The following is a 24,178-nucleotide window of genomic DNA, read 5'->3' as shown; positions in this document are numbered from 1 at the left end:
CCCTTCATATTTATTTGTATGTGTCATCAAACAATTCAGCTTGGACTTTCTTCACCATAAATATGACTAAATTTAAAAAGTTGTGTATAATATCGCTATCTTTAAAATATTGGAGGAAATGCATTATGTTTTTACAGCACAAGTCAGCTAAATTACTGTTCCTATTAATGAGTATGCTCTTGTTTTTATTTGCATGCGGAGATAGTGACATCAATGAAACAGACGATCAAAGTCAGCCTGACCAAACATCGAACGTAGAGGAAGATGAAGCAACGACAGAGGTCATTGACTATCCTGAAATTGAAGAAAATCCAATTGTGACAATCACGATGGAAGATGATCAGGAAATGATAATTGAACTCTATCCGGAAATTGCACCAAATACTGTAGCTAACTTTATTTCCTTAATTAACAGTGGATTTTATGATGGACTAATCTTCCACCGAGTGATACCTAATTTTATGATTCAAGGTGGAGATCCACACGGTAATGGTTTAGGTGGTCCTGACTACTCTATCGCAGGTGAATTTGCTAATAACGGCTTTGAAAATGAACTCGCACATGAACGTGGAGTCATTTCAATGGCTCGATCTGCTTCACCAAATTCAGCTGGATCACAGTTTTTCATCATGCAAGACGCAGCTCCCTATTTAGATGGGGATTACGCAGCATTTGGTAAGGTTCTTGAAGGGATGAGTGTTGTTGATCACATTGCATACCTTAAACGTGATGAAAACGATAAACCGTTAGAAGACTTTAAAATTAAATCAATAACAGTCGATACAAAAGGAACTGACTATCCAGAACCTGTTAAGCAATAACGCCCTCTCACTTCTATATTCGATTGTTCAAATCAGAATAGGCCTACTAACTATACTTATGATTCAAAACAATCATTGATCTTCCTTGATCGATGGTTGTTTTTTATTAAAAAATAACTTTCATCAGGTATTAAGCCCTAGTCTCTTAGCTTGACAGATTGTTTGTTCGATCGATATAATTATTTAGTTGACTAAATATCGTACTTTGGAGAGGGTAAATAAAATTATGAAAATGAATGTTACAAAAAAAATCACCATAATTGCAACAATTATCGTGTTTTTGAGTGTAGGGGCACTATCATTCATCAACTATCGATCTAGCTACCGTGAAGTCCTTCAATCTGCTGGAGTTGAATTAACAGGTTGTGCAAACATTACAACTGGAATTATTGATCCTGACGCTTTATTAGAATTGACTAATGGTAACCAAGATTACTTAAATCAAATTGAAACTGAAATTGAGTGGACTGTCACTCAAAAGGAAATTTTTGAGACACATTATATTTTATCATTAGACGGTATCGTTTTAGCAGCAGACAGCCATTTAAAAGCACAAGGTTTTTCTGCTTCTGACCAGTTTATGATTAGCGATGAAGCTATTAAACATGTCATATCCGGTCATTCTTATTACACTGATGTCTATCACTTTGGTGGGATGGATCGAATTACTGGTTATGCACCAATCTTTCGTGATCATGATCCTCAAAATGAAGTGATTGCGATTAATGCGATCGATTTCGAGGGATCAATCATTGGTGAGCGTACATGGCAGATGGCTAAACCAACTCTCTTAATTGGATTACTACTTCCTATACTCGCAGCAATCATTACAAGTTTATTTGTTCGTCGTACTGTCAAACCGATTCAAGCAATTAGTCATCATGTTAATCAGGTTGCTCAAGGTAAATTAAATATTGAACCATTATCTGTTGATACAAAAGATGAGCTTGGCAAATTGGCGAATGACGTAAATGAAATGGTTGATTCCTTACAAACAGTCATTAGAGAAGTGATGGAGAATTCTGAATTAATTTTAGCTACTTCTGAAGAATTGTTTGCTCGTGCTGATGCTACGAATGATTCAACTGATCGGATTCATACAGCAATCAATGAATTAGCAACAGGTTCAGAAAGACAATCACAGTCAACTGCAACAGCTAATGACAACTTATCATTAATGGCTGAATCAATTGAGAAAATTTCTCAAGAAATTAATCACTTAACAGTCGCATCAAAAGATGCTGATCATGTTGCATTTTCTGGACGTGAAATTGTGAAGCAGACAATGAATCAGATGCAAGCAATTAATCAAAACACCGGCGAGATGAATCAAATCGCAAAACGATTAAATAATCAATCACAAGCAATTGATCATATTATCAATTTAATCACTGGAATCTCAGAACAAACTAATTTACTCGCATTAAATGCATCGATTGAAGCGGCTCGTGCTGGTGAACATGGAAAAGGCTTTTCAGTTGTTGCAAATGAAGTTAGGAAACTAGCTGAGCAAACAAGTGAAGCAACAGACGAGGTTGCACATTTAGTAAAAGAAATTCAAAAAGAAACCCAAACATCACTTGATAAAACCGAACAAGGACAACGATCAGTTACTGAAGGAAATAAGCTAATCAATCAAACAAATGACTCATTTAATAAAATATCAACGACAACATCAAAAACTGCCAAACAGTTAACTGAGCTATTGACTGAAATTGATTTAATTAGCAATCAGGTAAATGAACTCGTGCTTGAAGTTAATGAAATTACAACGGTTGCCCAACAATCTGCTTCTAATACATTAAAAATTAACCAAACTGGTGAAGAGCAGACAATGATGATGCAAGATATATACGCTGCATCAAAAGAATTAGCGACTATTGCTGAAAAACTTCAATTAAGTATTGATCGATTTGAATCATAATAAATGTGCATTAAAAAAGATCCAGACTCATGTAGTCGGATCCTTTTTTTAATTACAGATTGTTTTTAATTTCTGCATCTCCACGAAGTTGTTCAATTAATTCAATAATTAACAGGTTTTCTTCCTGAAAGCGAATTTGGCTTTCCAAGTCAGGCCGAATCTCTTCCATCGGTGGAAGCTCACCATCTTGTTCCATTTCTTCATAAACAATGATTAGCTCTTCATATAATTCAACAATTTGTTCTTCAGTAACTTGTAAATTTTTTGCTTGATCATTGATCAATTGATCTAATTTTATTTGATGTGTTAACTCAGCTCTTAATTGATCTCTTGACATCCCCTGCCCTTCATAGAGTTCATATAAAGCTTGATCAGATTCCAAGTGACTCTCTTCAACTAAAGTAGTCACCATTTGATCAATATCATCGTCAGTAGCTACAAATTGACGTCGATCTGCTTCTTGAATTAATAGCTCCAAGTCAATCATACTTTCTGCTAATTCTTGTTTAAACTGTTCCTGATCAAAGGCTTGACCAGTTAATTGAGCTTCTAGAGCCACTTGTTGAAATTGACTTAAATAAGTCAGCTCAAATCGTTCTTTCGAAATAGCTTGTCCATTTACCTCAGCAACCGTATCTGGAATACCTGATAAATCAGGTTCGATTTGTTGAATCTCATCGATACTATCTTGTTCCTCTGTTTTATCATTGTTGTTACATGCTGCTAAAGTTATTATTGCTAAAATTAGCAGTGTGACTAGTTTCCATTTTCTGTTCATAATAAACCCCTTTCAATTAACACTGATTGATAGTTTAACACAGCTAGTGATTTGATAACAGTCATAACTAAAAATAAATAAACATCGATTTGGGTTATTTCTTGCGATTAATGTCGGTTAACTGATAGACTATTGATTATAGACAAATGTTTTGAACGTCGGGGAGGAGAGTTTTTGATTAAAGATTCAAAAAAGTTATATCGAGAAGCAATGCGTGTCTTAAAACAAACGAGTCGGACATTTTATATTCCGATTACACTATTAAAACCAACATTAAGAAAAACAGTCGCTTCTGCATACCTATGTATGCGAGCAATTGATGAAATTGAAGACCATGAACAATTACCGTTAGAAGATAAGTCATCACTTCTTATACGGATTAGTGAAATGTTAACAGGATCATTTGATCCTGAAACCTATCAAAATTTAATTCAACCGTATGCTGAAAAACTTCCTGAAGTGACACTTCGCCTAACTGATTGGTTGAATATCTGTCCAACTGGTGTACTCGATAAGGTAAAAAAATCAACGAGTATTATGGCAAGTGGAATGGCAAAATGGGCTGAGAAAAATTGGGCTATTGTAACAAAAGAAGACTTTGATGACTACACATATTATGTTGCTGGTCTTGTCGGTGTCATGCTTTCAGATATTTGGGATTGGTATGATGGGACAAAAACGGATTATGAGCTAGCAATCGGTTTTGGTCGTGGATTGCAATGTGTTAACATCCTTCGTAACCAGGATGAAGATCATGTTAGAGGGGTTAATTTCTTGCCGGAGAATTGGGATCGAGCTGATCTCTTTAAGTATGCCGATGACAATCTCAATTTAGCAGAAAACTACATTCAATCAATTGAGACTAAAAATATTGTTACCTTCTGTCAAATTCCATATCAACTTGCCGTTAAAACGTTGGCTGTTATGAAAGCGGGCCGTGAAAAAATGACTCGTGAAGAAGTGAATACTGTTGTAACAGAAATCACAAAATAGGGGTTCAAACAGCTTACTCTTTTGAGTAAGCTGTTTGTCTGTGAATACTCAGTTATGTTCCACAGAAGGTTTGGTATAGTTGGTCTGAATTAGGTGGAAGTGCTGTATAACTTAGTTGTTGTTCTGAATATGCATATGGATCTTTCAGTACCTGATAAAATTGTTTGAACGGTTGATAATCACGATCATTAACTGCTTTTTTAAGAACTGCTTCTACTTGAAAATTCCTTGGTATGATAGCCGGATTCGAATGCTTCATTAATGCAATGATATCCTCTTCAGAATTAGACTGATCATTTAGCTTCCCTTTCCACCGCTTATGCCATGCTTGAAATTCAACTGATTTAAACCAGTTTTGTTTGCTAAAATCGCCGATCGTTAAGGCGCGGAATGTATCTGTATAATCCGCTTGGAACTTTTTCATTAAAACAAGTAGTTGATCAATCAATGAGCGGTGGATATCTGTTTCAGCGAAGAAGCCTAATTTCGCTTTCATCCCTGTCAACCACTCTTCTTCATATACCTCTGTAAAATAATTCAGTAATGACTCTGCACCGTGAATCGCATCTTTTGGTTCATCAGCTAAAATTGGTAGCAATGCTTCGGCAAGTCGAGCCAAATTCCAAACTGCAACCGGCTTCTGCTGATTAAAAGCATATCGACCATGTTGATCAATTGAACTGAAAACAGTTGCCGGCTCGTATCGATCGATAAACGCGCATGGACCATAATCAATCGTTTCACCACTGATCGTCATATTGTCAGTGTTCATTACACCATGAACAAAGCCAACTAAATCCCATTTAGCAATTAAGCTTGCTTGTCTTTCAACGACTTCTTTTAAAAAGGCTAAATAACAGTTTGATTTCTCCTCAAGCTGTGGGAAGTGTCGAGCGATTGCATAATCTGCTAATCGCTTTAAATTTGCTTCTGTCCCATATTTCCTTGCATATTGGAACGTGCCAACTCTTAGATGACTGGAAGCGGCTCGAGTTATAATCGCACCTGGCAAAGCTTGCTCACGATAGACATCTTCACCTGTTAACACAACGGCTAATGCTCTCGTCGTTGGAATTCCTAGACCATGCATTGCCTCGCTGATCAAAAACTCTCGTAACATCGGCCCTAAGCTCGCTCGTCCATCTCCTCCGCGAGAATAGGGTGTTTTTCCAGCACCTTTTAATTGAATATCAACTTGTTTACCATTTTTCAGTTGATGTTCACCGAGTAAAATGGCACGCCCATCTCCCAACATTGTAAAATAGCCAAACTGATGGCCAGCATAAGCTTGAGCAATTGGTTTTGAGTCTTTTGGAATTCGATTGCCTGACAAGGTAGCCAAGCCCTCTCGACTCGTTAATAATTTAACATCTAAATCCAAATCCTCTGCCAGTTGCTCATTAATAATCACCCAGTCGGGATTTTGAACAGGAGTTGGATTCGTATAAGCATAAAAATGATCTGGCAATGATAAATAGCTTGATGAAAAATTCCAACCAATCGTATTTTCCTGAGTCATAATTACTCCTTTCGAACCCGTTTTACATAGTTTGTTCAGATTTTATATTTTTAGTATAAGCAAAATAAATGACGATTCCAGCCAAAAAGCAAATGCCGAATAAGATCCAAGTTAAAGTGCTTAATTGTAAGATTAAATAACCCGTTATTAGCACAGTCACAATTGGGATAAACGGAACCCATGGAACTCTGAATTGACCAGCAACCGGTTCCCCTCTTTGTTTTCTTAAGAAAATTAACCCGATAGCAAGCATCATCATCACAACAAGTGTAACCAAATTTGTGAGTTCAGCGAGTGATTGTAATGGAATCAAACCAGAAAATAATGCTGCGATTAGTCCAGCAGCCCATGTTGCTCGTTGCGGTGTGCCAGTTTTTTCGTTTAAATGATTTAAGTAGTTTGGTAATAGCTTTCCTTTACTCATCGCATATAAAAGTCTCGCTAATCCATATAACATCGCAATCAATACAGTCAGTAACGTTAAAATAGCCCCTACTGAAACAACAGCTGCAATAAGATTTTGATCGACATAGCGAAGCGCAAATGCTACTGGATCTTTGACACCCAAATCAGTGTAAGGAACGATACCTGTTAATACGATCGTAACTAAAATATATAATAATGTCGAGATTCCAATTGCGATTAAAATTCCTCGTGGTAAGCTTTTTTGAGGATTTTCCACTTCCTCAGCTGACATACTAATTGAATCAAACCCTAAAAAAGCAAAAAAGACGAGTGTTGCTCCTGTAGTCACCCCTGAAAGTCCATAAGGTATAATTGGTGTCCAGTTTTCAGGATTAATGTAAAACAACCCAACTAAAATAAATAATGCGATAATAATAAATTTCAGAAAAAATAATGCATTGTTCAATCGTAATGCTTTTTTTGCTTCTTGACTCACAATCCAAGTTACCAGCAATGTCATACTGATCGCAATTAAATCAATATAGGTTCCGGCTTCGCGGTTATATGATGCTTGGAACATCGTCGGTAATGGGATTCCTAAACTGATTAAAAATCCATTCAGATAACCTGACCATCCTGAAGCAACAGATGCTGATGCAAGGAGATATTCCCAAATCGTAAACCAACCAGCGATCCAGGCAACTCGTTTTCCTGCTATAGCAAGCATATAAGCATAAGGTCCACCTGCTAACGGCAAGCGTGATGATAGCTCCGCATAACATAGCCCGATCAATATGATCACTAGCCCAGCAATCATAAAAGAAAAAACTAGTCCAGGTCCAGCATATTGATTTGCTGCCGTCCCTGTGATTACAAAAATTCCTGTACCAACAACGGCACCTAAGCCTAATAAAACTAAATCAATTGTCTTTAAATTCTTTTTCATGTTTGTTTGATTTTCTGTCATCTGTTTTGCCTCTTTTATCCCAAAGTAACTCTCAGCTCATTTGTTCGTTCAATTAAGTCAAAAAAGTCCACCTTCCATCTTACTAAATCTCTAATTTGAAAGCTATCAAATCTTTAATTTTTTCAAATCAATAAGTTAAATAAATTAAATACTGTCTTAAATTACAAAACCTATTAAATAAAAAAACCGAAAAGATGATTGCTTACATGCATTCTTTTCGATTCTTTAATTTTATTTATTCATGATAAGCTTGATCTGCTTTAGCTAACATTTGATAAGTTGCTTCATATGTTTCACAGCCATCACTTGGTACTTGATAGTCACTGGTAATTTCACGTAGCTTATTAAACTCTTCCGTTAAATCTACTTGATCGACACCGTCCTGCTCAACCTTTTTGTTCATTTCTGCAAATAGGTCACGAACTTCAGCCAATTCAGGATGGCCTGCACCATGAACCCTCGCCAATACAGGTGTGTATGTTGCTAATAAAGGAAAGTCTTTTTTAATAATTTCTGCAAATCTCGTTTCTGTCATAATAATTGCCCCTTTCATTGATTTAAATATAGTTTAGATGATTAGGCAATTAAAAAACTTGACCGAGATCAAGTTTTAAATATTAATTGATATTATTTGTGATTGCTTTGATCAAGTTGGTTGTTGCTTCTGGATCTGCTAAATTAATAATTACCATACCTTTAGTCGTCTTCATCGAAAGATAAGGCGGATGATCTGTATCCACAAATAACATAATATCATCAGATTCACTCGTTCTAAAATGACCTTTTAATTTTGAACCTAATGCTGATCCATTGGTACGTCGGTCAATCGAAGGGAGTTCATTGATCAGTTCAACTTGCTCAATCTGATCCCATTGATAAACACCCCCATAGCTCCCGTGTATTTCTATCCCCTCTGGCAAAACAGTAACCGAAACTGATCTCGATGAAAAAATCATTGGAATACTGAACGCAGCAAGAACAATTACACTAACGACAACAGGTATAATAAACTTTTTCCATGCCCCTTTTTTGAATTTATCATCGTCATCAAATAAGTTGCGATCAAATTTCTGAGATTTTAGCAGCAAATAAATCGATGAAATAACCAAAAATATTGAAGCAGGTATAACGATGCTTTTAATGCCTAAACCAAATAAAATCCCCGTAACTATGAATATACAACCATTAATGTACGAATACATCCCTATAAACCGCCCGAGTCCATCTGTATCGACATTTTTCTGTTTCTTTTTAGACATTGTATTATAACCTGAAATTAGAAAATACCATTTTAACTTATGAACCATTAATCCCAAAATGATCAGTAGTAAACCTACACCAATCAAAATCCACATTTTTATCAGCTCCTTGAATTGATTGTATTAACTATTCCTTATTTCCACTTTCAAAATGACACTGACTACGCAATCAATCTAACGGTCGGGAATTTTGATAGACAAATGTTCATTTCATTTTGTCTCCCCTCACCATGATTGATTCAATCAATATGCTGAACCATGATCAGACAAGGATTATCCTTCCCCCATAATTCTAATAGTGTTTCAAACGGTTTAAAACCAATCGCCTGATAGAATTTTCTCGTTCGTGCATAGTATCGATCAGGATGTGATTCAGCAAGAGTTTTAACTTGAAGGAATTGAAATCCATTATCCTTTGCCCACTTTAAAGTTTCACTAAACAAAGTCTTACCGACCCCTTGATTGTGATACTCAGGCAAAACACCCATAACATAGATCTCCGCAGTATAGTCACTCGTTTCTTTAATTGCTATAAAACCAACCGCCTGATTATTATCGGCCGCTACAAAAAAAGGCATCTGACGGCTCTGTTCAATATATTCCTGAGTCGATTCTGGAATACCAAACCAATTGGGCAATGCGTTTAATATTAATGATGAAATCAACTCTTTCTCACCTTGACCCACCACTTGCTCAACTTTAATCGACCTACCTTCTAACAAATTAACCACCTACCTCACATTCGATTACTTTTTCATATCATTATCGCAGAGCATATTGCAAGAGTTTATTCATAGATTCCATACGTCTGATTCACATCTTGAATAAAAATAATCCCATTACCCGGCTGATCAATTTCTAAAGCGACTCGAATTGAATCAACAATTGAATTCGTAATATCCTCTTTTGATAAAATCAGCACCATTTCTTTTTCAGGCTCGATATCCATATTAAAAAGCCTTTGTGTTTCATGAATACCTGAACCTCTTGCATTAATGATTGTGCCACCCTTCGATCCAGCCGCTTTAGCCGCATCAATTACGGCCCCAGCATTGCCACGATTCACAATCGTAATGATCAATTGATACATAGATTTTCTTACCCCACTTTCTTCATCAGTTTTTTCATTATTATAAAAACTTGAACCGATAATTTTGCCTACCCCCGTTGTAAAAACAATCCCTTGATTACGTTTCTCAAAATTAAAAACATGATTTAAGTCTGCTAGAGTCTTTTCGGTTGATTGGTAGTTTGTTCCTAAAATAACAATTTCCTTCTGCTCATCATATAGAGATAGAAAGTTAAGGATAGAATGATTAACAGTTCCTTTTCCTATCACAACCGTACCGCCAGAAAGACCCAGTTTTTTCGCCGTCTGTAATACTCGGCTTCCCATACCATAATTAACAATCACATAAATTAATTCGAAATTAGCAACATTTTTCAACTCACTCACTTTGCCGTTCAACTCCTTTTGTTTTTGACTTTATTGAGAAAATCATCCCTAAAATCTGCAAAGTTAAGATTGGGAACATTGCAACCATCGCAATCATGCCAAAACCATCTGCCATTAAATCTGCCCCTTCAAAAGTATCTGCTGCCCCTTGAATAAAAGCTAATACAAATGTAGCTGTCATCGGCCCTGTTGCTACACCACCAGCATCAAAAGCAATCCCTACAAAAAGTTTCGGTACAAAAAACATCATTCCTATGCCCAAAACATACCCTGGCAATAAATAATGCCATAATTGGAGGTTCGGTACTAAAATCCGAATGGCTGATAAGCAAACAGCCAAACCGACACCAACTGAAAGTGAGATTAAGACTGCTTTCCTTTTCACATAACCACTCGTAATATCTTCAATCTGATGTGTTAAAACATTCACTGCTGGTTCAGCTAAAATAATCACTACACCAAGAATGAATGAAATTATAATAAAGTATAGTTTGTTATCCATTGAAGCTAACGAGGTTCCCACACTTGTTCCTACGTCCATAAAACCAGTATTGACAGCAATTAGGAAAATTAATAACCCAACAAAAGTAAAGCCAAAGCCAGTTAGTATTTGTCTGAAGTCTTTTTTCTTTAGCTTGAATGAAATTTTTTGCAAAAATAAAAATATCACAAATAGAGGGAGAATCGAAATGATACTCTCAACTAAATACGTTGGTACCGCCGCAATAAATGGGGTGAAAATGGCATCTTGGTCACTAATCGTAATTTCTAATGCAGCGGTAAATTCATTTGTATTCGTTAATATATCTAAAATCATTACCGAGATAATTGCACCACTTGAAGCAAGTGCAACTAAGCCAAAGCTATCTTCTTCTGCAGCTTTACTATCTTTTTTCAATTTAGAAATACCAACTGCAAGTGCTAAAATAAAAGGAACAGCTAAAATTCCTGTCGTTGCACCAGATGCATCAAAAGCAATTGCTAGAAACTCTCTAGATGTAAATATAGCTAAGCCAAAGATCAGCAGATAAATCAATGCAAGCACTTTGTACAAAGGAACATTATAAAAAACACGTAAAAAACCAAATGCAATCATTACAGCCATACCAATCGACACGACGATTAAAATAACAAATCCAGGTATTTCTCCTGACGTCACGAGATTCACTTGATTTGCAAGCACGAGCAGGCCAGGTTCTGCGATTGAGATAAAGAAACCAAGAATTAAACCCGCGATTAGAACAATCCAAAGTTTATTTCTCTGGGCTAAAGATTTTCCCGTTATATTTCCGAATGGTGTTACACCGATCTCAACACCTAATAAAAATATCGTTAATGCGATAATGATCAACACAGATCCGATCACAAATTTCCAAACCATAGCTGAACTCATTGGTGTTAAAGTAAAATTAAGCAATAGCACGATAATTGTAATTGGGAGAACTGAGTACAATACTTCTTTAAACGTTGTACTGATGATATTCAAAAAAGTCATCCTCTCTTTTGGTGGAATTTAAACAAAAGTTTCGAATTTTAATGATGAAGATTTTTTAGGTAAGTTAAGGGAATTGTTGTTTTTATTTTAACATTATTAAACGTCTAATGTTATAAAAAAACGTAAATTTCAGTTTTATTTTTTTAGAGAAAATTAAAAAACCTAAATTTACAATTGTAAATTTAGGTTTTAGTTTTTTAAATCCAGCCTCGTTGTTTAACCGCATTAGCGACACGGTCAATTGCGATCACATAGGCTGCATCTCTCATATATAACTGTTTCTCTTCTGCTAGCTCATGTACCGCATGGAATGCTGCAGTCATCTTAGTATCTAATTTATCAAGTACTTCTTCCTTATCCCAGAAATAGTTCATATTCGATTGAACTTGTTCAAAATAACTACACGTCACACCACCAGCGTTACAAAGGAAATCGGGAACAAGATAAATCCCTCGATCTTTAATCAACTGATCAGCTTCTGTCGAAGTCGGACCATTCGCACCTTCACAAATTACTTTCACCGATTGATTAATTAACGGGAATTTTTCTGCAGTGATTTGGTTTTCAAGTGCAGCTGGTAATAAAATATCTACTTCCTGTTCAAGCCAAGCGTCGCCGTCTAATAACTCATAGCCCATAGAAACTGCCTTTTCTTTATCAATTGTACCGAATTTATCTTTAATTAAAACGAGTTGGTCGACGTCAATTCCATTAGGATTACGGTACGTATAGGCTTTTTTATCTTGATTATCCCAAGTTGAGATCGTCAAAATTTTTCCACCCATTGCTGAATACAACCTTGCTGCATACTCAGCTACATTACCAAAACCTTGAATACTGGCTGTTGTTTCGGTAATATCAATATTTAACGTTTTAAGTGCTTCACGTAATGTGTAAATGACACCATACCCAGTCGCTTCTGTCCGACCAAGTGAGCCACCCATTCCAACAGGTTTACCAGTAATTGCACCTGGATAACGCGCGCCTTTAATTGTTTCATATTCATCTAACATCCATAACATATGCTGAGCATTAGACATAACATCTGGTGCAGGAACATCATTTAATTCACCAATATTTTTGACAAGTTGCCTAATATAACCACGGCACAGACGTTCCTGTTCTGCATCCGATAACGTTCTTGGATCACAGACAATCCCACCTTTACCACCACCTAGCGGAATATCAACAACAGCTGTTTTCCATGTCATCCACATTGATAGCGCACGGATTGTATCAACTGTTTCATTTGGATCGAAGCGAATCCCACCTTTTGCAGGTCCTCTCGCATCGTTATGTTGAATTCGGTACCCTTTAAATACTTTTGTCGTCCCATCATCCATTTTTACAGGTATAGTAAAATGAAATTCACGACTTGGTTCACGTAAAATTTCACGAGCAGATTGGTTTAAGTTCACTAAATCTGCGACATCGTCAAATTGTTTTTGTGCTGTTTGATACGCATTATAGTTCTCTTGTGTCAAAGTTCCATTCCCCCAGTTTAATTTCAAAATAAAAAGTCTTATAAAACAATTATGACTATTTCAGTTGATAATTCAAGTAAATTGTCTGAAATTTCGTAATTTATTTAACCATTGAGTAAGTCAAATGAAAGATAACCAATCATACCGATGAAAAGATAGGCGTATTTGCTTATCTAACTAAAAGATAATCAATTTAACTTATCATTATCTATGATTGGCTTTTTCAATTATCTTTTTAAAAAATAATCACGTAAGCTAAAATAACAAGCAACGCGCTTAACAGTGTACCTAACAAATAATACTCTGAGAATTTAGGATCCTCAGCAATTTTATTATAACGAGCAATTGACTTCGCTGTTAAGACAAAACCAATTGCTGAATATTGATTGACAGACAAAAGTAGTAAAATAATTGACCGTTCAAGTACGCCAATTAATGCACCGGCATTAGGATAGCCATCACTTTCATCAGCATTAGACGGTCGATAATTATAGAGAACTTGTTTAATTAAGATACTAACTGGCTTTATAATCAGTAAAATGATCAACAACCAAGAAAGTATCAATTGATCATCGCTTAATAACTGACCGAATATTGAATCAACCCAATTTGTATAGCTGATCGGCACTGATTGTCGATAGACAACACCAACTACTACAACAATCGTTATAATATGCAATCCTTGGTCAAGCAAAAATGTTGCATGACCATATTTGTCATGTATGATCTGCTTCTTTTTCAATAAATACTTTGTTAAGTCAATTAAAAAGTGAACGATAGCAACTATAATTGCCGTAAAAGCCAATTCAATGCTAAACACAGGTAGGATCACAACAATAACAGTTATGAGGTAAATTAAACAGTGCAGTAATAACTTACTAAATAAATGATCCTTACTAATTGCTAGTTTGTTAGATTGGAAATAGAAATCTGCTAAAAAATGACCGATTAAAAATAGTAAAAGTAAAATTTTAATCATTTAAACGACTCCCTAGATTACTCAAAAATGAATTAACCGTATCAATCGCAGCTTTATATGAATAAAAATTAGATTTATTTAGCACTTGATTGACACTAGGTTGGCTAATCTCTAAGTATTCCGCTGCTTTATATTGATTTTCATTATGATTGAGGTAAGTATAGATGATCTCTTTTTGTCGAGCTGTCCAACGTGACTTTAAGACTGTACAAAGGGACAATGTCGAATTGAGCAACTGATCAAGATACTCATTTCCAGAATCAATCATCATATTTGTTTTTTGTTTTGAATACTGCGACTGAAGTTTTTCTATTTGATCAATCATTTTTCGAGCACGATGATAGGCTGGACCATCAACCTCCGCTGAATACTCAAACTGAATATCTGTTGTAATCTCGCCAATTCCAATACCAAAGCGCATTTCCACAGGAGATAAAATGAGCTCGATTTCTGTAATGATCGTAAAAATATTGTTCCGATTATGCAATAAGCCTTGAAATTCATCACCTAAAGTAATTGTGAATTGAGCGGAAAGATCATTTTTGTACCGATCATTAATATCACTTAAAAGCCTCTTTAATTTCTGTTGAATTTCTTGTCGATCATTTAATTGTCTAGACCCTGAAATATCACCAATTATCGCCACATAGTTGTTGAAGGACGTCACATGATCACCTCTTTTGTCTAGTATAGCAAATCAACAGATACACAACAATCTGAAAAATGTTACCGAATTCTAACAAACTTATATGTGACTTTCGTCAGAACGTAATCGAATTGAAAAATGAATTTAATCTAAATACGATCTTGTCATGATATAATGATCATTGAAGTTAACAAGAGGGAGCTTTCAACATGAAGAAAAAAGTCATCTTAGCCTTAATTAGTGTAATCACATTTTTTCTTATTCAGTCTTCACCAGTTATCAATGCGAGTGAGCAAGCTATAGCTGGTCTACACCCTTCCTATCGACAAATCGATAGTTATATAGAACGATTAAAGGTATCTGAAAAATGGCAACACTGGATCGATCAATACTTTAGTCCTGCTTTAGATGATCCAGAAAATGAAATAGATTTAGACGATCCACAAACGAACGAAACAAATCAGGAGCAAGCAGAGGATCAGCCTAATTTGGACAAGCCAGCACAAACAGCTAAAGAAGAACCAGATCAAGTGTCTGAACCAAAGCAAGATCAACCTAAGTCTTCACTAAAAAAGGATCAACCAGAAAAAATAGAAGCACCGGTGGAGCCAAAACCAGCTGAACCTGAAAAAGAAACAAGTAAACCTGTTGAACAACCGAGTACCGATTTACGTGCTTTTGAAAGAAAAGTAGCTGAACTAACGAACAAAGAGCGTGCAGCACATGGCTTGGATTCACTAACATTTGATGATGCTTTAAGTGCAGTAGCTAGAGAGAAATCGAATGACATGGTCACAAACGGATATTTCGCCCATCAAAGCCCTGTGTATGGTAGCCCTTTTGATATGATGAATGCATTTGGGATTAGCTATACTGCAGCTGCAGAAAACATTGCCTATGGCTATTCAACACCCGAGCAAGTCGTCAATGGCTGGATGAATAGCGATGGACATCGAGCCAATATTTTAAGCGAAAAATACACCCACATAGGTGTCGGCTATGCAGAAAACAACCATCATTGGACCCAAATGTTCATCGGAAGATAACAAAAATGACTTCTCACTAAATTGTGGGAAGTCATTTTATATTATTAATCAACGAGCTCATATTGAAAATCATTCAGACCAGGAACTGTATAAACGTACTTATACCCCGCTTCAATAAGCCGATCTGCCGCCAACTGACTTCGATAACCTCTCTGACAATATAAAATTATCGGTGTCTCCTTTTTAACATTTAGCCGAGTTAGCTTCTCATCCATTGACTCTAACGGCACTGAAATACTCTCAGCTAAATGCCCTGCTTGATAATCCTCACTCGAGCGAACATCAAGTAATAAAGTTGCTTGATTTTTTGTTAAAAACTCTCTTGCTTGATCTGGTGATAATTTAATACTATCAATTCGAGCGCCACTTGTTTTTGGATTCCGCTTCGTTCCGTCAATCATCTTTAAAATAACATCTGCCGCTTCTGCTTGTGTAAAATTACCTGTAAGATTAAATAGATTCGGCTGTTCTGAATCGATAATTCCTTTCACATACACCTGTGAGATATGCTGAACGCACGTTCTACAACTATATAAATCAACAAGTTCTTTTGCTGCTGTCCAATCATCCTCATCTGGTTCATGCATTTTTAAGCGTAACGTATCATGGACAATTCTCGCTACTTGCCGACGTTCAATTAACTGTTCACGATTAACGAGATCAAAGTCTTCGATTAAACCAGACTCCATTGCATGATTCATGTAGTCTGATGTACAATCAACATTTTCAAATAACTGACCACTTTTTAACACCCATAAAACAAACTGTTCTGTTGTCATTTTTGCATCAGGCTGTAATAAATCTGCTTGATTGGCTTGAACAATTCCGCGCTTGGTCATGTCTTGAATGGTCTGATCAAAATCATTGTTTTTTCTTTGTTCGCTCATTTTAGTTTGGTTTCACTCGAATTGTTACGTTATCATGAGCAGCTAAACCTTTAACAGCAAATACACCTGTCAAGTTTTCCGTTTGCTTATCCGTCCATAAATCCGTTACTGTATAGCTCGTTGCATTTTTGAATCGATCGGTATCAACCATCTTCTCACCGATGTAGCTGATAATACGCTTCACATCAACAGAATGCTCATCTGCTTCTAATTGATCATTTAAATTAATAAAAGAGAGAGCAACATCACCATTTGCGAGTGGTTTTGCGATAATGTCAAAACGATTGTTGTCTTTAATATAAGCTGTATCTGGATGATCTTGGTCAAGTGTGCAATAAATGCGTTTCGCCTGAATTCCAAGCGGATCTTGGTTTAGTCCGATCAATGCTTGATTCGAAATGATCTTCCAAAGATCATCACCCTTTTCAACCTTACGTAAATCCATCCCTAGCATTAATGGTGCGTTCATCATACACCACATTGCCATGTGTGTTTCGTTCATTGTTTGTGTGAGGCCATTCATACCAATCACTAGCATGTCTGGATCATTCCAACCCTTATCTAGTCCAGCAAACCCATCCATAATCACATTCTTATTATATTGTGATGTGATACTCGCCGTATAATCATCAGACCAAACCGCTTTTCCTGGATCACCATCTGAACCAACGTTAAATGTGATATCATTTAAAATCCGCCATGAATCTCCTACCTTGTAGCCCCAATGTTGTGGTTGTGTTTTGCCCCACTCACAAATCGAAAGGACAATTTCATGATTAGGATCCGCAGCATTTAAACCTTCAAGCAAGGCTGCATATGAATTCAGTGTGTTCTCTTGACGTCTATGATTCATCAAACGAATAATATTTTCACCTTCAGTTAATGAAACCATGATCGCTTCTGAATCGGTAAAAGTTGTTTTCGTTTCAGTTAAAGGTAACATCTGATCAAAGTATCTTTTTTCGACGTCTAAATTACCAACCGCTAACTGTAACCAGCGTCCAGTTCCAACTTCTTCAGCACTGGCAAAATTAACAGTAATTGAATACTCACCTGTAGCTGGTACAGTTACTATAAAGGCAAGTTCAGATGACAAATCTCCAACAGGTGTCATGTCAGCATGGGTCCCGTCGAATGTTCCAATGTTTGAAACAAAGTCAGCATCATTTTTTACCGCACCTTTACCTAATAGTGCACCGTCTTTGACTGCGTTCAATGTCATGTCCACACCATTACCTGATACGGTAATGCTTCGAATGTTTGGAGCATATGTATATTTGGCGTTTGTTTCATCAGAAAATGTTGCGTTGTCCCATAAATAGTAGCAGTTATCAACTTTTAAAAAGTCAACTCCCCAGTCAACATAAGACTGTGCATCGACATCTTCATAACCGCATGTACCTACTGCAGCTCCAGCGCAAAGATTTGTTCCGATATCATTGTACATACCGAATAGAAGCCCTTTTCCACGGATATAGTCAGATAAAGCTTTGAATCCACTAGGGAACTTAACAGGCTCATTAACAAGTAAACCGTCGATTCGCTCTGACTTATAACAGCCATCATCAAGTACAACATACTCATAACCTAAGTCAGCTAAACCTAACTCAATGATTTTATCTGCAATCTCCTTTGTAAGCGCTTCACTATTTTTGCTACCAAAAGCGTTCCAACTGTTCCATCCCATTGTTGGCAGACGCCCCTTTTTCTTGTTCAATAATACATCACCGGTTGAAAATGCGGGATACATGTACTCGGGATCAGTGATTACTGCTGGAGCTTTACGTGATGTCGCGATTGAAGATTTCTCTGCATTCGTTAGCTCTTGTTCATTAAGGTTGTTCATTTAATACCCTCCTACTCAGATTAAATCACATCATTAATCATATTTTTTGTATTTTTGCTTAATCAAACGGTTAAGCGTCTGATTTAAATTAAAGTTTAGCACGATCATATTTAATGTTCAATTAATTAATTTAATTTAAAAATGAAGACTAATTATCTACTACACTACATTATTTTAAAAATTCATCGTATTCTTGGAGCTGAACAAATGAATAGCCCGCTTCTTTTAACTGAGAGATTCCCTCTATTACTCCACTTGCGATCTCACTGTTTGGTTTGTTCATATGGAAAAGAAAGATCGACCCAGGATTTACTGTCTGAAATGTATTAACAATTTGAGTTTGATTAAATGTACCTCCAGCATCACCTAGCACATTGTAATTGACTGCTTTTAAGCCAAGTTCTTCAATCATCTCTACAGCAACATCATCATAAAATGCTGTTCCAGATCTAAAATATTTAGGAAACTCACCTGTTAACTCTTTAATTAGGAGTTGATTTTGGTAAACTTCATTAAAAGCTTCTTCTACGCTCTCTGTTCCAGTAATATTATAAGCAGATGCCCCAGTTACAGACAACGGTTTGTGATGATAACCATGGTTAGCTATTTCAAATAAAGGGTTATTTGCTAATTTCATAAATTCCGCTTCGTTTTCTTTAATCCACTGACCACCGATGAATAATGTTGCTGGTACTTCCGCTTCAATTAAAAAATCAATCAGCTCTTGATCAAAAGAATTTGGTGTTCCGATACAAGCATCAAAGGTTAACGCCACTACTTTATCATCCGTATCAATTTCTGTGATCACACCTTCGATATTTTCACCCCAAACGCTAGCCGTGTGATCTGAATATGTACTAACAATCGCCTCTTTAAGCAAATCGTAATCCATCTCATGATCTAATCGAGTCAGATCAGATATGAGGATGCGATTAGCATGACGATCACTTTTGCTAACTTGCTCTGATGCTGGATATGATGTTGCTTCATTCATACAACCTGTGAGGAAAAATAAAATAATGATGATAAATTTTTTCAAGCTAATCCCCTACAATCTAATTTATTGTTTTGTACTTGTCTCAATCTTAGCTTTTGGAAAAGTGATCGCAAATGGATCAACTTTGATCACAGTAATCGGACGAAATGTCGAAATATCAGGAAACCATTTTGAGCTAATTGATAGCTCCTTATATTCCCTCTGAATTTATTAACTATGGTAATGATCATAACAACGTGAAATATATCACAATAATATCTTGTCATATTAAACTATAACACTAATTCAATTTTTGGTCAGCAAAAAGGAAACCTATCTACAGTGCTCGACAGACAAAAAAATCTCCTATTTTATAGTCCTTAGTTTTAAATAAGGAAGCTATTTAAAGGAGATTGTTTCATAATCAAGCTAAGCTTTTTTAACAAATTCAGATTTTAGTTTCATTGCGCCAAAACCGTCTATTTTACAGTCAATATCATGACCATCCTTGGCATCGTCTATTAATCTAATACTTTTTACTTTTGTTCCTTTTTTAACTGAAGACGAGCTCCCTTTTACTTTAAGGTCTTTGATCACGATAACATCATCTCCATCCGTTAAAGGATTTCCATTCGAATCAGTGATCTGATCGTGATCAGTATCATCTACTTGATTTGGGTTCCACTCATGAGCACATAAAGAGCAGACAATCAATTCCCTATCTTCATATGTATACTCCGAACCACAGCTTGGACAATTTGGTAATTCTGACATCCGTTAGCACCTCCATCCCTATATCCTCATATATCCTATCACATAAACAAAGAGAGCTCTAGTCTAGACCTGAATAACAGAAACTTGCTATGAGTTTGCTTTTACAAACGCATAGGTCAGATCATGAACTTTCTGATTGTTAGATTCAGAGAAACCATGCCCCTCACCATCAAACACTTCAATCTCAGCTCTAGGGTAATGTTGTGCTGCCCTTACACCATAATCTAATGGGACAACTTCATCTTGATCACCATGGAATATTAAAACGTTTTTATGATATTTACCGATATGATCAAATACCTGATAACCATGAATTGACTCAACGAAAGATCTACCTAAAGTAACACCCCAAAAATCTATCGTATCAGGAAGACGATCAAGAGTTGGGAATTTCTTATTCCAATCATCTGGAATGCAAAGTGCTGGGAACAGTAATAAGAGTCCCTTAATTTCGTCAATTCGCTCATCAGCTACGAGCGCTGAAATCAAACCTCCCTGACTTCCACCGAATAAGAAAATGTTATTAGCATCAACGTTATCCCAACCTTTTACTGCATCAATCACAGCCGACAAATCTTCATATTCTGTAAATATCGTCATGTCTGTTGTCTTTAGATCACTTTTTGAATTGACTGACCCACCACAAAAGTCAAAACTAACAGCACCAATCCCCTTTCTGGCAAGATACTCACTGTTCAATAGAAAGTCTTTGTGTGATCCATTATAACCGTGGCTAAAAATCACAATTGGAAATTTATCTTTTATCTTCGGTAAATAGGATACAGCAAAAACTTCTCTGCCATTGTGTTCGATCCTCAAATTGTTCTTTGTCCATTCAATCATAGTAATGTCTCCTAATCTTCTCTACTGAACAAAAATGTTTGAATTGCCTCAACAGCTATTCTTTGTTGGTCTTCTCTGGAAACTGTTGCGTCAGGATCGCCCTTTTGTTTCCCATAATGGCCGAACTGTGCATGGTTGCCGCCCTCTATTGCAACGACATTGTCAGTGTAATCGATCTCTTGAGCCACATCCGTCTCCAGTGTGCCGTAAATTGTTAGTGTCCGATCTGAGGGGTAATCACCGTAAATATACGCACCCATCAAAATAAGTCCATCAACTTTCGTTTGATTCTTCGATGCATAATCACTCGCCATTGCACCACCTAAAGAATGCCCACCTATGTACCAATCTGTTAGATCAGGAAATTGCTCAATCACTTGATCCGCTTTACTCGCACCAAAAACTGCAAGATTAAACGGCATTTTTACTAGAATCGTCGTGATCCCAGTTTGCGCAGTGATTTTCTCCATCATCGGCAAGTAGGCCAAATGTTCAACTTTTCCACCAGGATAAAAAATCATGCCAGTATCGCTTGGTGAACTTGGTGATAGCACGATATAGTCGTCTTGAACTTCTAAGTTTTTACCATTTTTCATAACAGCTAGAGCAACTTCTTCTGCGTGATAATAATTAGAAACATAGATGAAAAATCCAGCTGTTATGATAAGTACGAGCGAGATAACTGTTGTCAGAGTTATTTTCAAACGTCTTTTCACCCTAACTTCCCTCCTTTGTTGATCAACATATTAATATTTTTCCAGCTGAAATATAGTTCGCTTAAAGTATTGGACAAATTTTGAATGGAAGAAGTAAAAAATGTCCGAAGTGGCGCTGACTTTGGACACTTTTCAATTCAAATAATCAAAATTTGTCCGTGGTCGGCTCACTTCGGACAAATTCACTCAGCGATCTTAAAAATTTGTCCGATATTGTAGATATTAAACAATCATGATCAAAATACTTTCTTATTGTTGTTTTATCTCACGTGGTTCAGCATCTGCTTAATCACCTTTGCCAATCGTTTAATCCCTTCTTCAATCATCGCTTCACTAGAATTTGTGTAGTTAAGTCTTAATGTATTCACATTTTCCCCGTTCACGTAGAAAGGATCGCCCGGCACAAAAGCAACATTTTCTTTTGCTGCTAAGTCAAATAGCTCGAGTGATGACATTCCTTCAGGCAAGGTCACCCAAAGGAACATACCACCTTCAGGTTGGGTGCTTTTTATTTCTTTTGGAAAGTACTTCTCAATCATCGCAACCATGGATTCTCTTTTCTGCTTATACATTTGTCTTATTTTTTCAATATGATTTTCTAAATCATTATCTGTTAAAAATTGATGCACGATGCGTTGCGAGTAGTAGTTTGTGTGCAAGTCGGCCGCTTGTTTGGCAATAATTAATTTTTCCATCAATTCACCTTGAGCACAAATCCAGCCTAACCGCATTGCTGGTGCGACAATTTTTGAAAAAGAACCTAACATAATCGACTGATCACCGAGAAATTTCTTAATTGGCGGTAAATCCTCACCGATAAATCTCAACTCACTATAAGGATCATCTTCGATTAAAATTGTTTGATGTTGCTTGAGTCGTTCAGCAATCTTTTCTCTATTTTCAGCTGAATAGGTCACTCCAGAAGGGTTATGGAAATTTGGTAATGTATAAAATAATTTTGGATTGTGCACTTTTAAAGTATCAGCTAATTGATTGAGATCAATTCCGTCATCGTTCAATGCTACAGATTGAAACTCAGGCTCAAAGATTGAGAATGCCTGAATCGCACCTAAATAACCAGGGCGTTCGAGCACGACTTGATCACCTTTATTGAGTAATATTTTTCCAATTAAGTCTAACGCTTGCTGTGAACCACTCGTAATTAAAATCTCATCAGCTTCAACGCTCAATCCAAACCGCTGATAATATCTTTCAGCGATATACTCTCTTAATGGGAGATACCCTTCAGTTGAACTATATTGCAGCACTGAACTGCCGTAATCAGCTAACACTTTCTCCGATGCTTGCTGAATTGCTTTAATCGGAAAAGAATCCGGGTTAGGAAGACCGCCCGCAAATGAGATAACATCAGGATTTTCTGTTATTTTAAGAATCTCTCTAATAAACGATTTTTGAACATGATTCATTCGCTCTGCAAATTCAATATTCATACTTATTCCACCACTTTCAATGATTATAAATTGGATTTAGAGAAAACAAAAAACCTTCCCCTAATTTCATTTAGGACGAAGGTAAATTTCCGTGGTACCACCTAATTTTGTACAATGTACACACTCAATCTAGTACGGACTTGTTGTGTTGATACTAGCTCCCTGTTAACGGTGGGAATTCCGTTAAATCCTACTTGCATGATGCTTTCAGTTTTAAAGCTCAGTGGCTACTTTCATCACATCTCTCACGGGAAATTCTCAGCAACATTCCCTCTCTTTAGCTTAAGTATGCAACTACTCCTCCACATCAACGCTTTTGCTTATCTAATTGTAGTTATGTTATCAAAAATTGACTTAGACGTCAATACACAACCTTTAAATTTTCAGAATTTTCATTAATTACAAAGTCAATAGAAGTAGAAAAATGTTCAATCCTTTCGAATCAAATCCAATAAATGATACATTTTCGCATTCATCAACCTTCAAAATTTGGTTTCTGTGTATGCGGATATTGGACTGCAATTCGGTTCTCTGGATTTACATCTACTGTGTATAAAATAAAGAGAAAAATCCATTCAAGTGGTTTCATAAGAATGTATATCCCATCCGCTAAATATTTTGAATGTATGTGTTTTGAAATTGGATAGGCTGTTCTATCATAAATAGCTCTAACCACTCTGTGAAATACTGGTGTTTTCTCTTCTAACACTTGCTCGAAGGCATTAGCGATACAGAGTTGTCGGTTGACAACAATACGTCGCCCATGACGCATTCCAGTTCTAATCGGCTTGACTACGCTTCGATGGCCTCCTGCAGCAACTGTACATAAATAATGCTCATCTGTGACTGCTAAACTATATGTAGCAGTTTCTGCTAGATAAGAATGTGCACTTTAATCCTATAACCTCGTTTA

At 36.4% G+C, this 24,178-nt stretch carries 22 protein-coding genes, 1 pseudogene and 1 other annotated feature; of the genes and pseudogenes, 4 read left to right on the top strand and 19 right to left on the bottom strand.

Going from position 1 to position 24,178, the window contains the following annotated elements:
* The first annotated feature begins 125 nt into the window (after nucleotides 1-125).
* Entirely contained in the window at nucleotides 126-821 is a 696-nt protein-coding gene (locus tag ABD814_RS03565) for a peptidylprolyl isomerase (protein WP_344910394.1), read from the top strand.
* A gap of 226 nt (nucleotides 822-1,047) precedes the next feature.
* On the top strand, nucleotides 1,048-2,745 hold the full coding sequence (locus ABD814_RS03560) for a methyl-accepting chemotaxis protein (protein WP_344910392.1): 1,698 nt from the start codon (nucleotides 1,048-1,050) through the stop codon (nucleotides 2,743-2,745).
* 52 nt (nucleotides 2,746-2,797) lie between these two features.
* Here the strand turns inward: ABD814_RS03560 and ABD814_RS03555 are convergent, their stop codons facing one another.
* A complete protein-coding gene (locus tag ABD814_RS03555; RefSeq protein ID WP_344910390.1) occupies nucleotides 2,798-3,523 on the bottom strand; it encodes a SurA N-terminal domain-containing protein in 726 nt (241 codons plus the stop codon).
* A 177-nt stretch (nucleotides 3,524-3,700) separates the two neighbouring features.
* Between ABD814_RS03555 and ABD814_RS03550 the strand changes: the two genes are divergently transcribed.
* Entirely contained in the window at nucleotides 3,701-4,516 is an 816-nt protein-coding gene (locus ABD814_RS03550; RefSeq protein ID WP_344910421.1) for a squalene/phytoene synthase family protein, read from the top strand.
* Between the two features lie 52 nt (nucleotides 4,517-4,568).
* Here ABD814_RS03550 and ABD814_RS03545 read toward each other — a convergent pair whose 3' ends face one another.
* The 10 genes from ABD814_RS03545 to ABD814_RS03500 form a co-directional block, all read right to left on the bottom strand.
* Complete coding sequence (locus ABD814_RS03545) at nucleotides 4,569-6,035, bottom strand: protein adenylyltransferase SelO (protein WP_344910388.1); 1,467 nt, start codon at nucleotides 6,033-6,035, stop codon at nucleotides 4,569-4,571.
* A gap of 22 nt (nucleotides 6,036-6,057) precedes the next feature.
* The gene (locus tag ABD814_RS03540; protein ID WP_344910386.1) at nucleotides 6,058-7,407 is read right to left on the bottom strand and encodes an APC family permease; all 1,350 of its coding nucleotides are present in this window, start codon (nucleotides 7,405-7,407) and stop codon (nucleotides 6,058-6,060) included.
* Between the two features lie 235 nt (nucleotides 7,408-7,642).
* Complete coding sequence (locus ABD814_RS03535; protein ID WP_344910384.1) at nucleotides 7,643-7,942, bottom strand: hypothetical protein; 300 nt, start codon at nucleotides 7,940-7,942, stop codon at nucleotides 7,643-7,645.
* A gap of 82 nt (nucleotides 7,943-8,024) precedes the next feature.
* Nucleotides 8,025-8,762 (bottom strand): DUF3784 domain-containing protein, encoded by a 738-nt coding sequence (locus tag ABD814_RS03530; RefSeq protein ID WP_344910383.1) that lies wholly within the window; start codon nucleotides 8,760-8,762, stop codon nucleotides 8,025-8,027.
* Nucleotides 8,763-8,905: 143 nt separating this feature from the next.
* On the bottom strand, nucleotides 8,906-9,388 hold the full coding sequence (locus ABD814_RS03525; protein ID WP_344910381.1) for a GNAT family N-acetyltransferase: 483 nt from the start codon (nucleotides 9,386-9,388) through the stop codon (nucleotides 8,906-8,908).
* 65 nt (nucleotides 9,389-9,453) lie between these two features.
* Nucleotides 9,454-10,122 carry a P-II family nitrogen regulator gene (locus tag ABD814_RS03520; protein WP_344910379.1) on the bottom strand — a complete coding sequence of 223 codons (669 nt, stop codon included), beginning with the start codon at nucleotides 10,120-10,122 and terminating at the stop codon, nucleotides 9,454-9,456.
* On the bottom strand, nucleotides 10,115-11,617 hold the full coding sequence (locus ABD814_RS03515) for a DUF1538 domain-containing protein (RefSeq protein ID WP_344910377.1): 1,503 nt from the start codon (nucleotides 11,615-11,617) through the stop codon (nucleotides 10,115-10,117). The genes ABD814_RS03520 and ABD814_RS03515 overlap by 8 nt, the downstream gene beginning before the upstream one ends.
* 197 nt (nucleotides 11,618-11,814) lie before the next feature.
* Nucleotides 11,815-13,101: a Glu/Leu/Phe/Val family dehydrogenase gene (locus ABD814_RS03510; RefSeq protein WP_344910375.1), complete on the bottom strand. Its 1,287-nt coding sequence runs from the start codon at nucleotides 13,099-13,101 to the stop codon at nucleotides 11,815-11,817.
* A gap of 235 nt (nucleotides 13,102-13,336) precedes the next feature.
* Nucleotides 13,337-14,080 (bottom strand): DUF3307 domain-containing protein, encoded by a 744-nt coding sequence (locus ABD814_RS03505; protein WP_344910373.1) that lies wholly within the window; start codon nucleotides 14,078-14,080, stop codon nucleotides 13,337-13,339.
* Nucleotides 14,073-14,747, bottom strand: a complete 675-nt coding sequence (locus tag ABD814_RS03500) for a SatD family protein (protein ID WP_344910372.1) — start codon at nucleotides 14,745-14,747, stop codon at nucleotides 14,073-14,075. The genes ABD814_RS03505 and ABD814_RS03500 overlap by 8 nt, the downstream gene beginning before the upstream one ends.
* 188 nt (nucleotides 14,748-14,935) lie before the next feature.
* Here ABD814_RS03500 and ABD814_RS03495 point away from each other — a divergent pair, with 188 nt between their 5' ends.
* On the top strand, nucleotides 14,936-15,772 hold the full coding sequence (locus tag ABD814_RS03495; RefSeq protein WP_344910370.1) for a CAP domain-containing protein: 837 nt from the start codon (nucleotides 14,936-14,938) through the stop codon (nucleotides 15,770-15,772).
* A 44-nt stretch (nucleotides 15,773-15,816) separates the two neighbouring features.
* On the opposite strand, the gene ABD814_RS03490 is transcribed toward ABD814_RS03495, so the two are convergent.
* The 8 genes and pseudogenes from ABD814_RS03490 to ABD814_RS03455 form a co-directional block, all read right to left on the bottom strand.
* Nucleotides 15,817-16,659, bottom strand: a complete 843-nt coding sequence (locus ABD814_RS03490; RefSeq protein ID WP_344910368.1) for a rhodanese-like domain-containing protein — start codon at nucleotides 16,657-16,659, stop codon at nucleotides 15,817-15,819.
* A 1-nt stretch (nucleotide 16,660) separates the two neighbouring features.
* The gene (locus tag ABD814_RS03485) at nucleotides 16,661-18,505 is read right to left on the bottom strand and encodes a glycoside hydrolase family 27 protein (protein ID WP_344910367.1); all 1,845 of its coding nucleotides are present in this window, start codon (nucleotides 18,503-18,505) and stop codon (nucleotides 16,661-16,663) included.
* 169 nt (nucleotides 18,506-18,674) lie between these two features.
* Nucleotides 18,675-19,544, bottom strand: coding sequence for a polysaccharide deacetylase family protein (locus tag ABD814_RS03480; protein WP_344910365.1), 870 nt, complete (start codon nucleotides 19,542-19,544; stop codon nucleotides 18,675-18,677).
* 366 nt (nucleotides 19,545-19,910) lie between these two features.
* On the bottom strand, nucleotides 19,911-20,255 hold the full coding sequence (locus ABD814_RS03475) for a zinc ribbon domain-containing protein YjdM (protein WP_344910363.1): 345 nt from the start codon (nucleotides 20,253-20,255) through the stop codon (nucleotides 19,911-19,913).
* A gap of 87 nt (nucleotides 20,256-20,342) precedes the next feature.
* Complete coding sequence (locus tag ABD814_RS03470) at nucleotides 20,343-21,098, bottom strand: alpha/beta hydrolase family protein (protein ID WP_344910361.1); 756 nt, start codon at nucleotides 21,096-21,098, stop codon at nucleotides 20,343-20,345.
* Between the two features lie 11 nt (nucleotides 21,099-21,109).
* Nucleotides 21,110-21,814, bottom strand: a complete 705-nt coding sequence (locus tag ABD814_RS03465; RefSeq protein ID WP_344910359.1) for an alpha/beta hydrolase — start codon at nucleotides 21,812-21,814, stop codon at nucleotides 21,110-21,112.
* A gap of 260 nt (nucleotides 21,815-22,074) precedes the next feature.
* A complete protein-coding gene (locus ABD814_RS03460; RefSeq protein WP_344910357.1) occupies nucleotides 22,075-23,265 on the bottom strand; it encodes an aminotransferase-like domain-containing protein in 1,191 nt (396 codons plus the stop codon).
* A gap of 68 nt (nucleotides 23,266-23,333) precedes the next feature.
* Nucleotides 23,334-23,585 (bottom strand) — a binding site (T-box leader).
* A gap of 155 nt (nucleotides 23,586-23,740) precedes the next feature.
* Nucleotides 23,741-24,094 (bottom strand): annotated as a pseudogene (locus ABD814_RS03455) (DUF6688 family protein); the annotation flags it as partial.
* Between the last annotated feature and the right edge of the window lie 84 nt (nucleotides 24,095-24,178).

The organism is Amphibacillus indicireducens (genome assembly GCF_039539605.1).
GTDB lineage: Bacteria > Bacillota > Bacilli > Bacillales > Amphibacillaceae > Amphibacillus > Amphibacillus indicireducens.
This window is presented reverse-complemented; position numbering and strand designations above follow the sequence as displayed.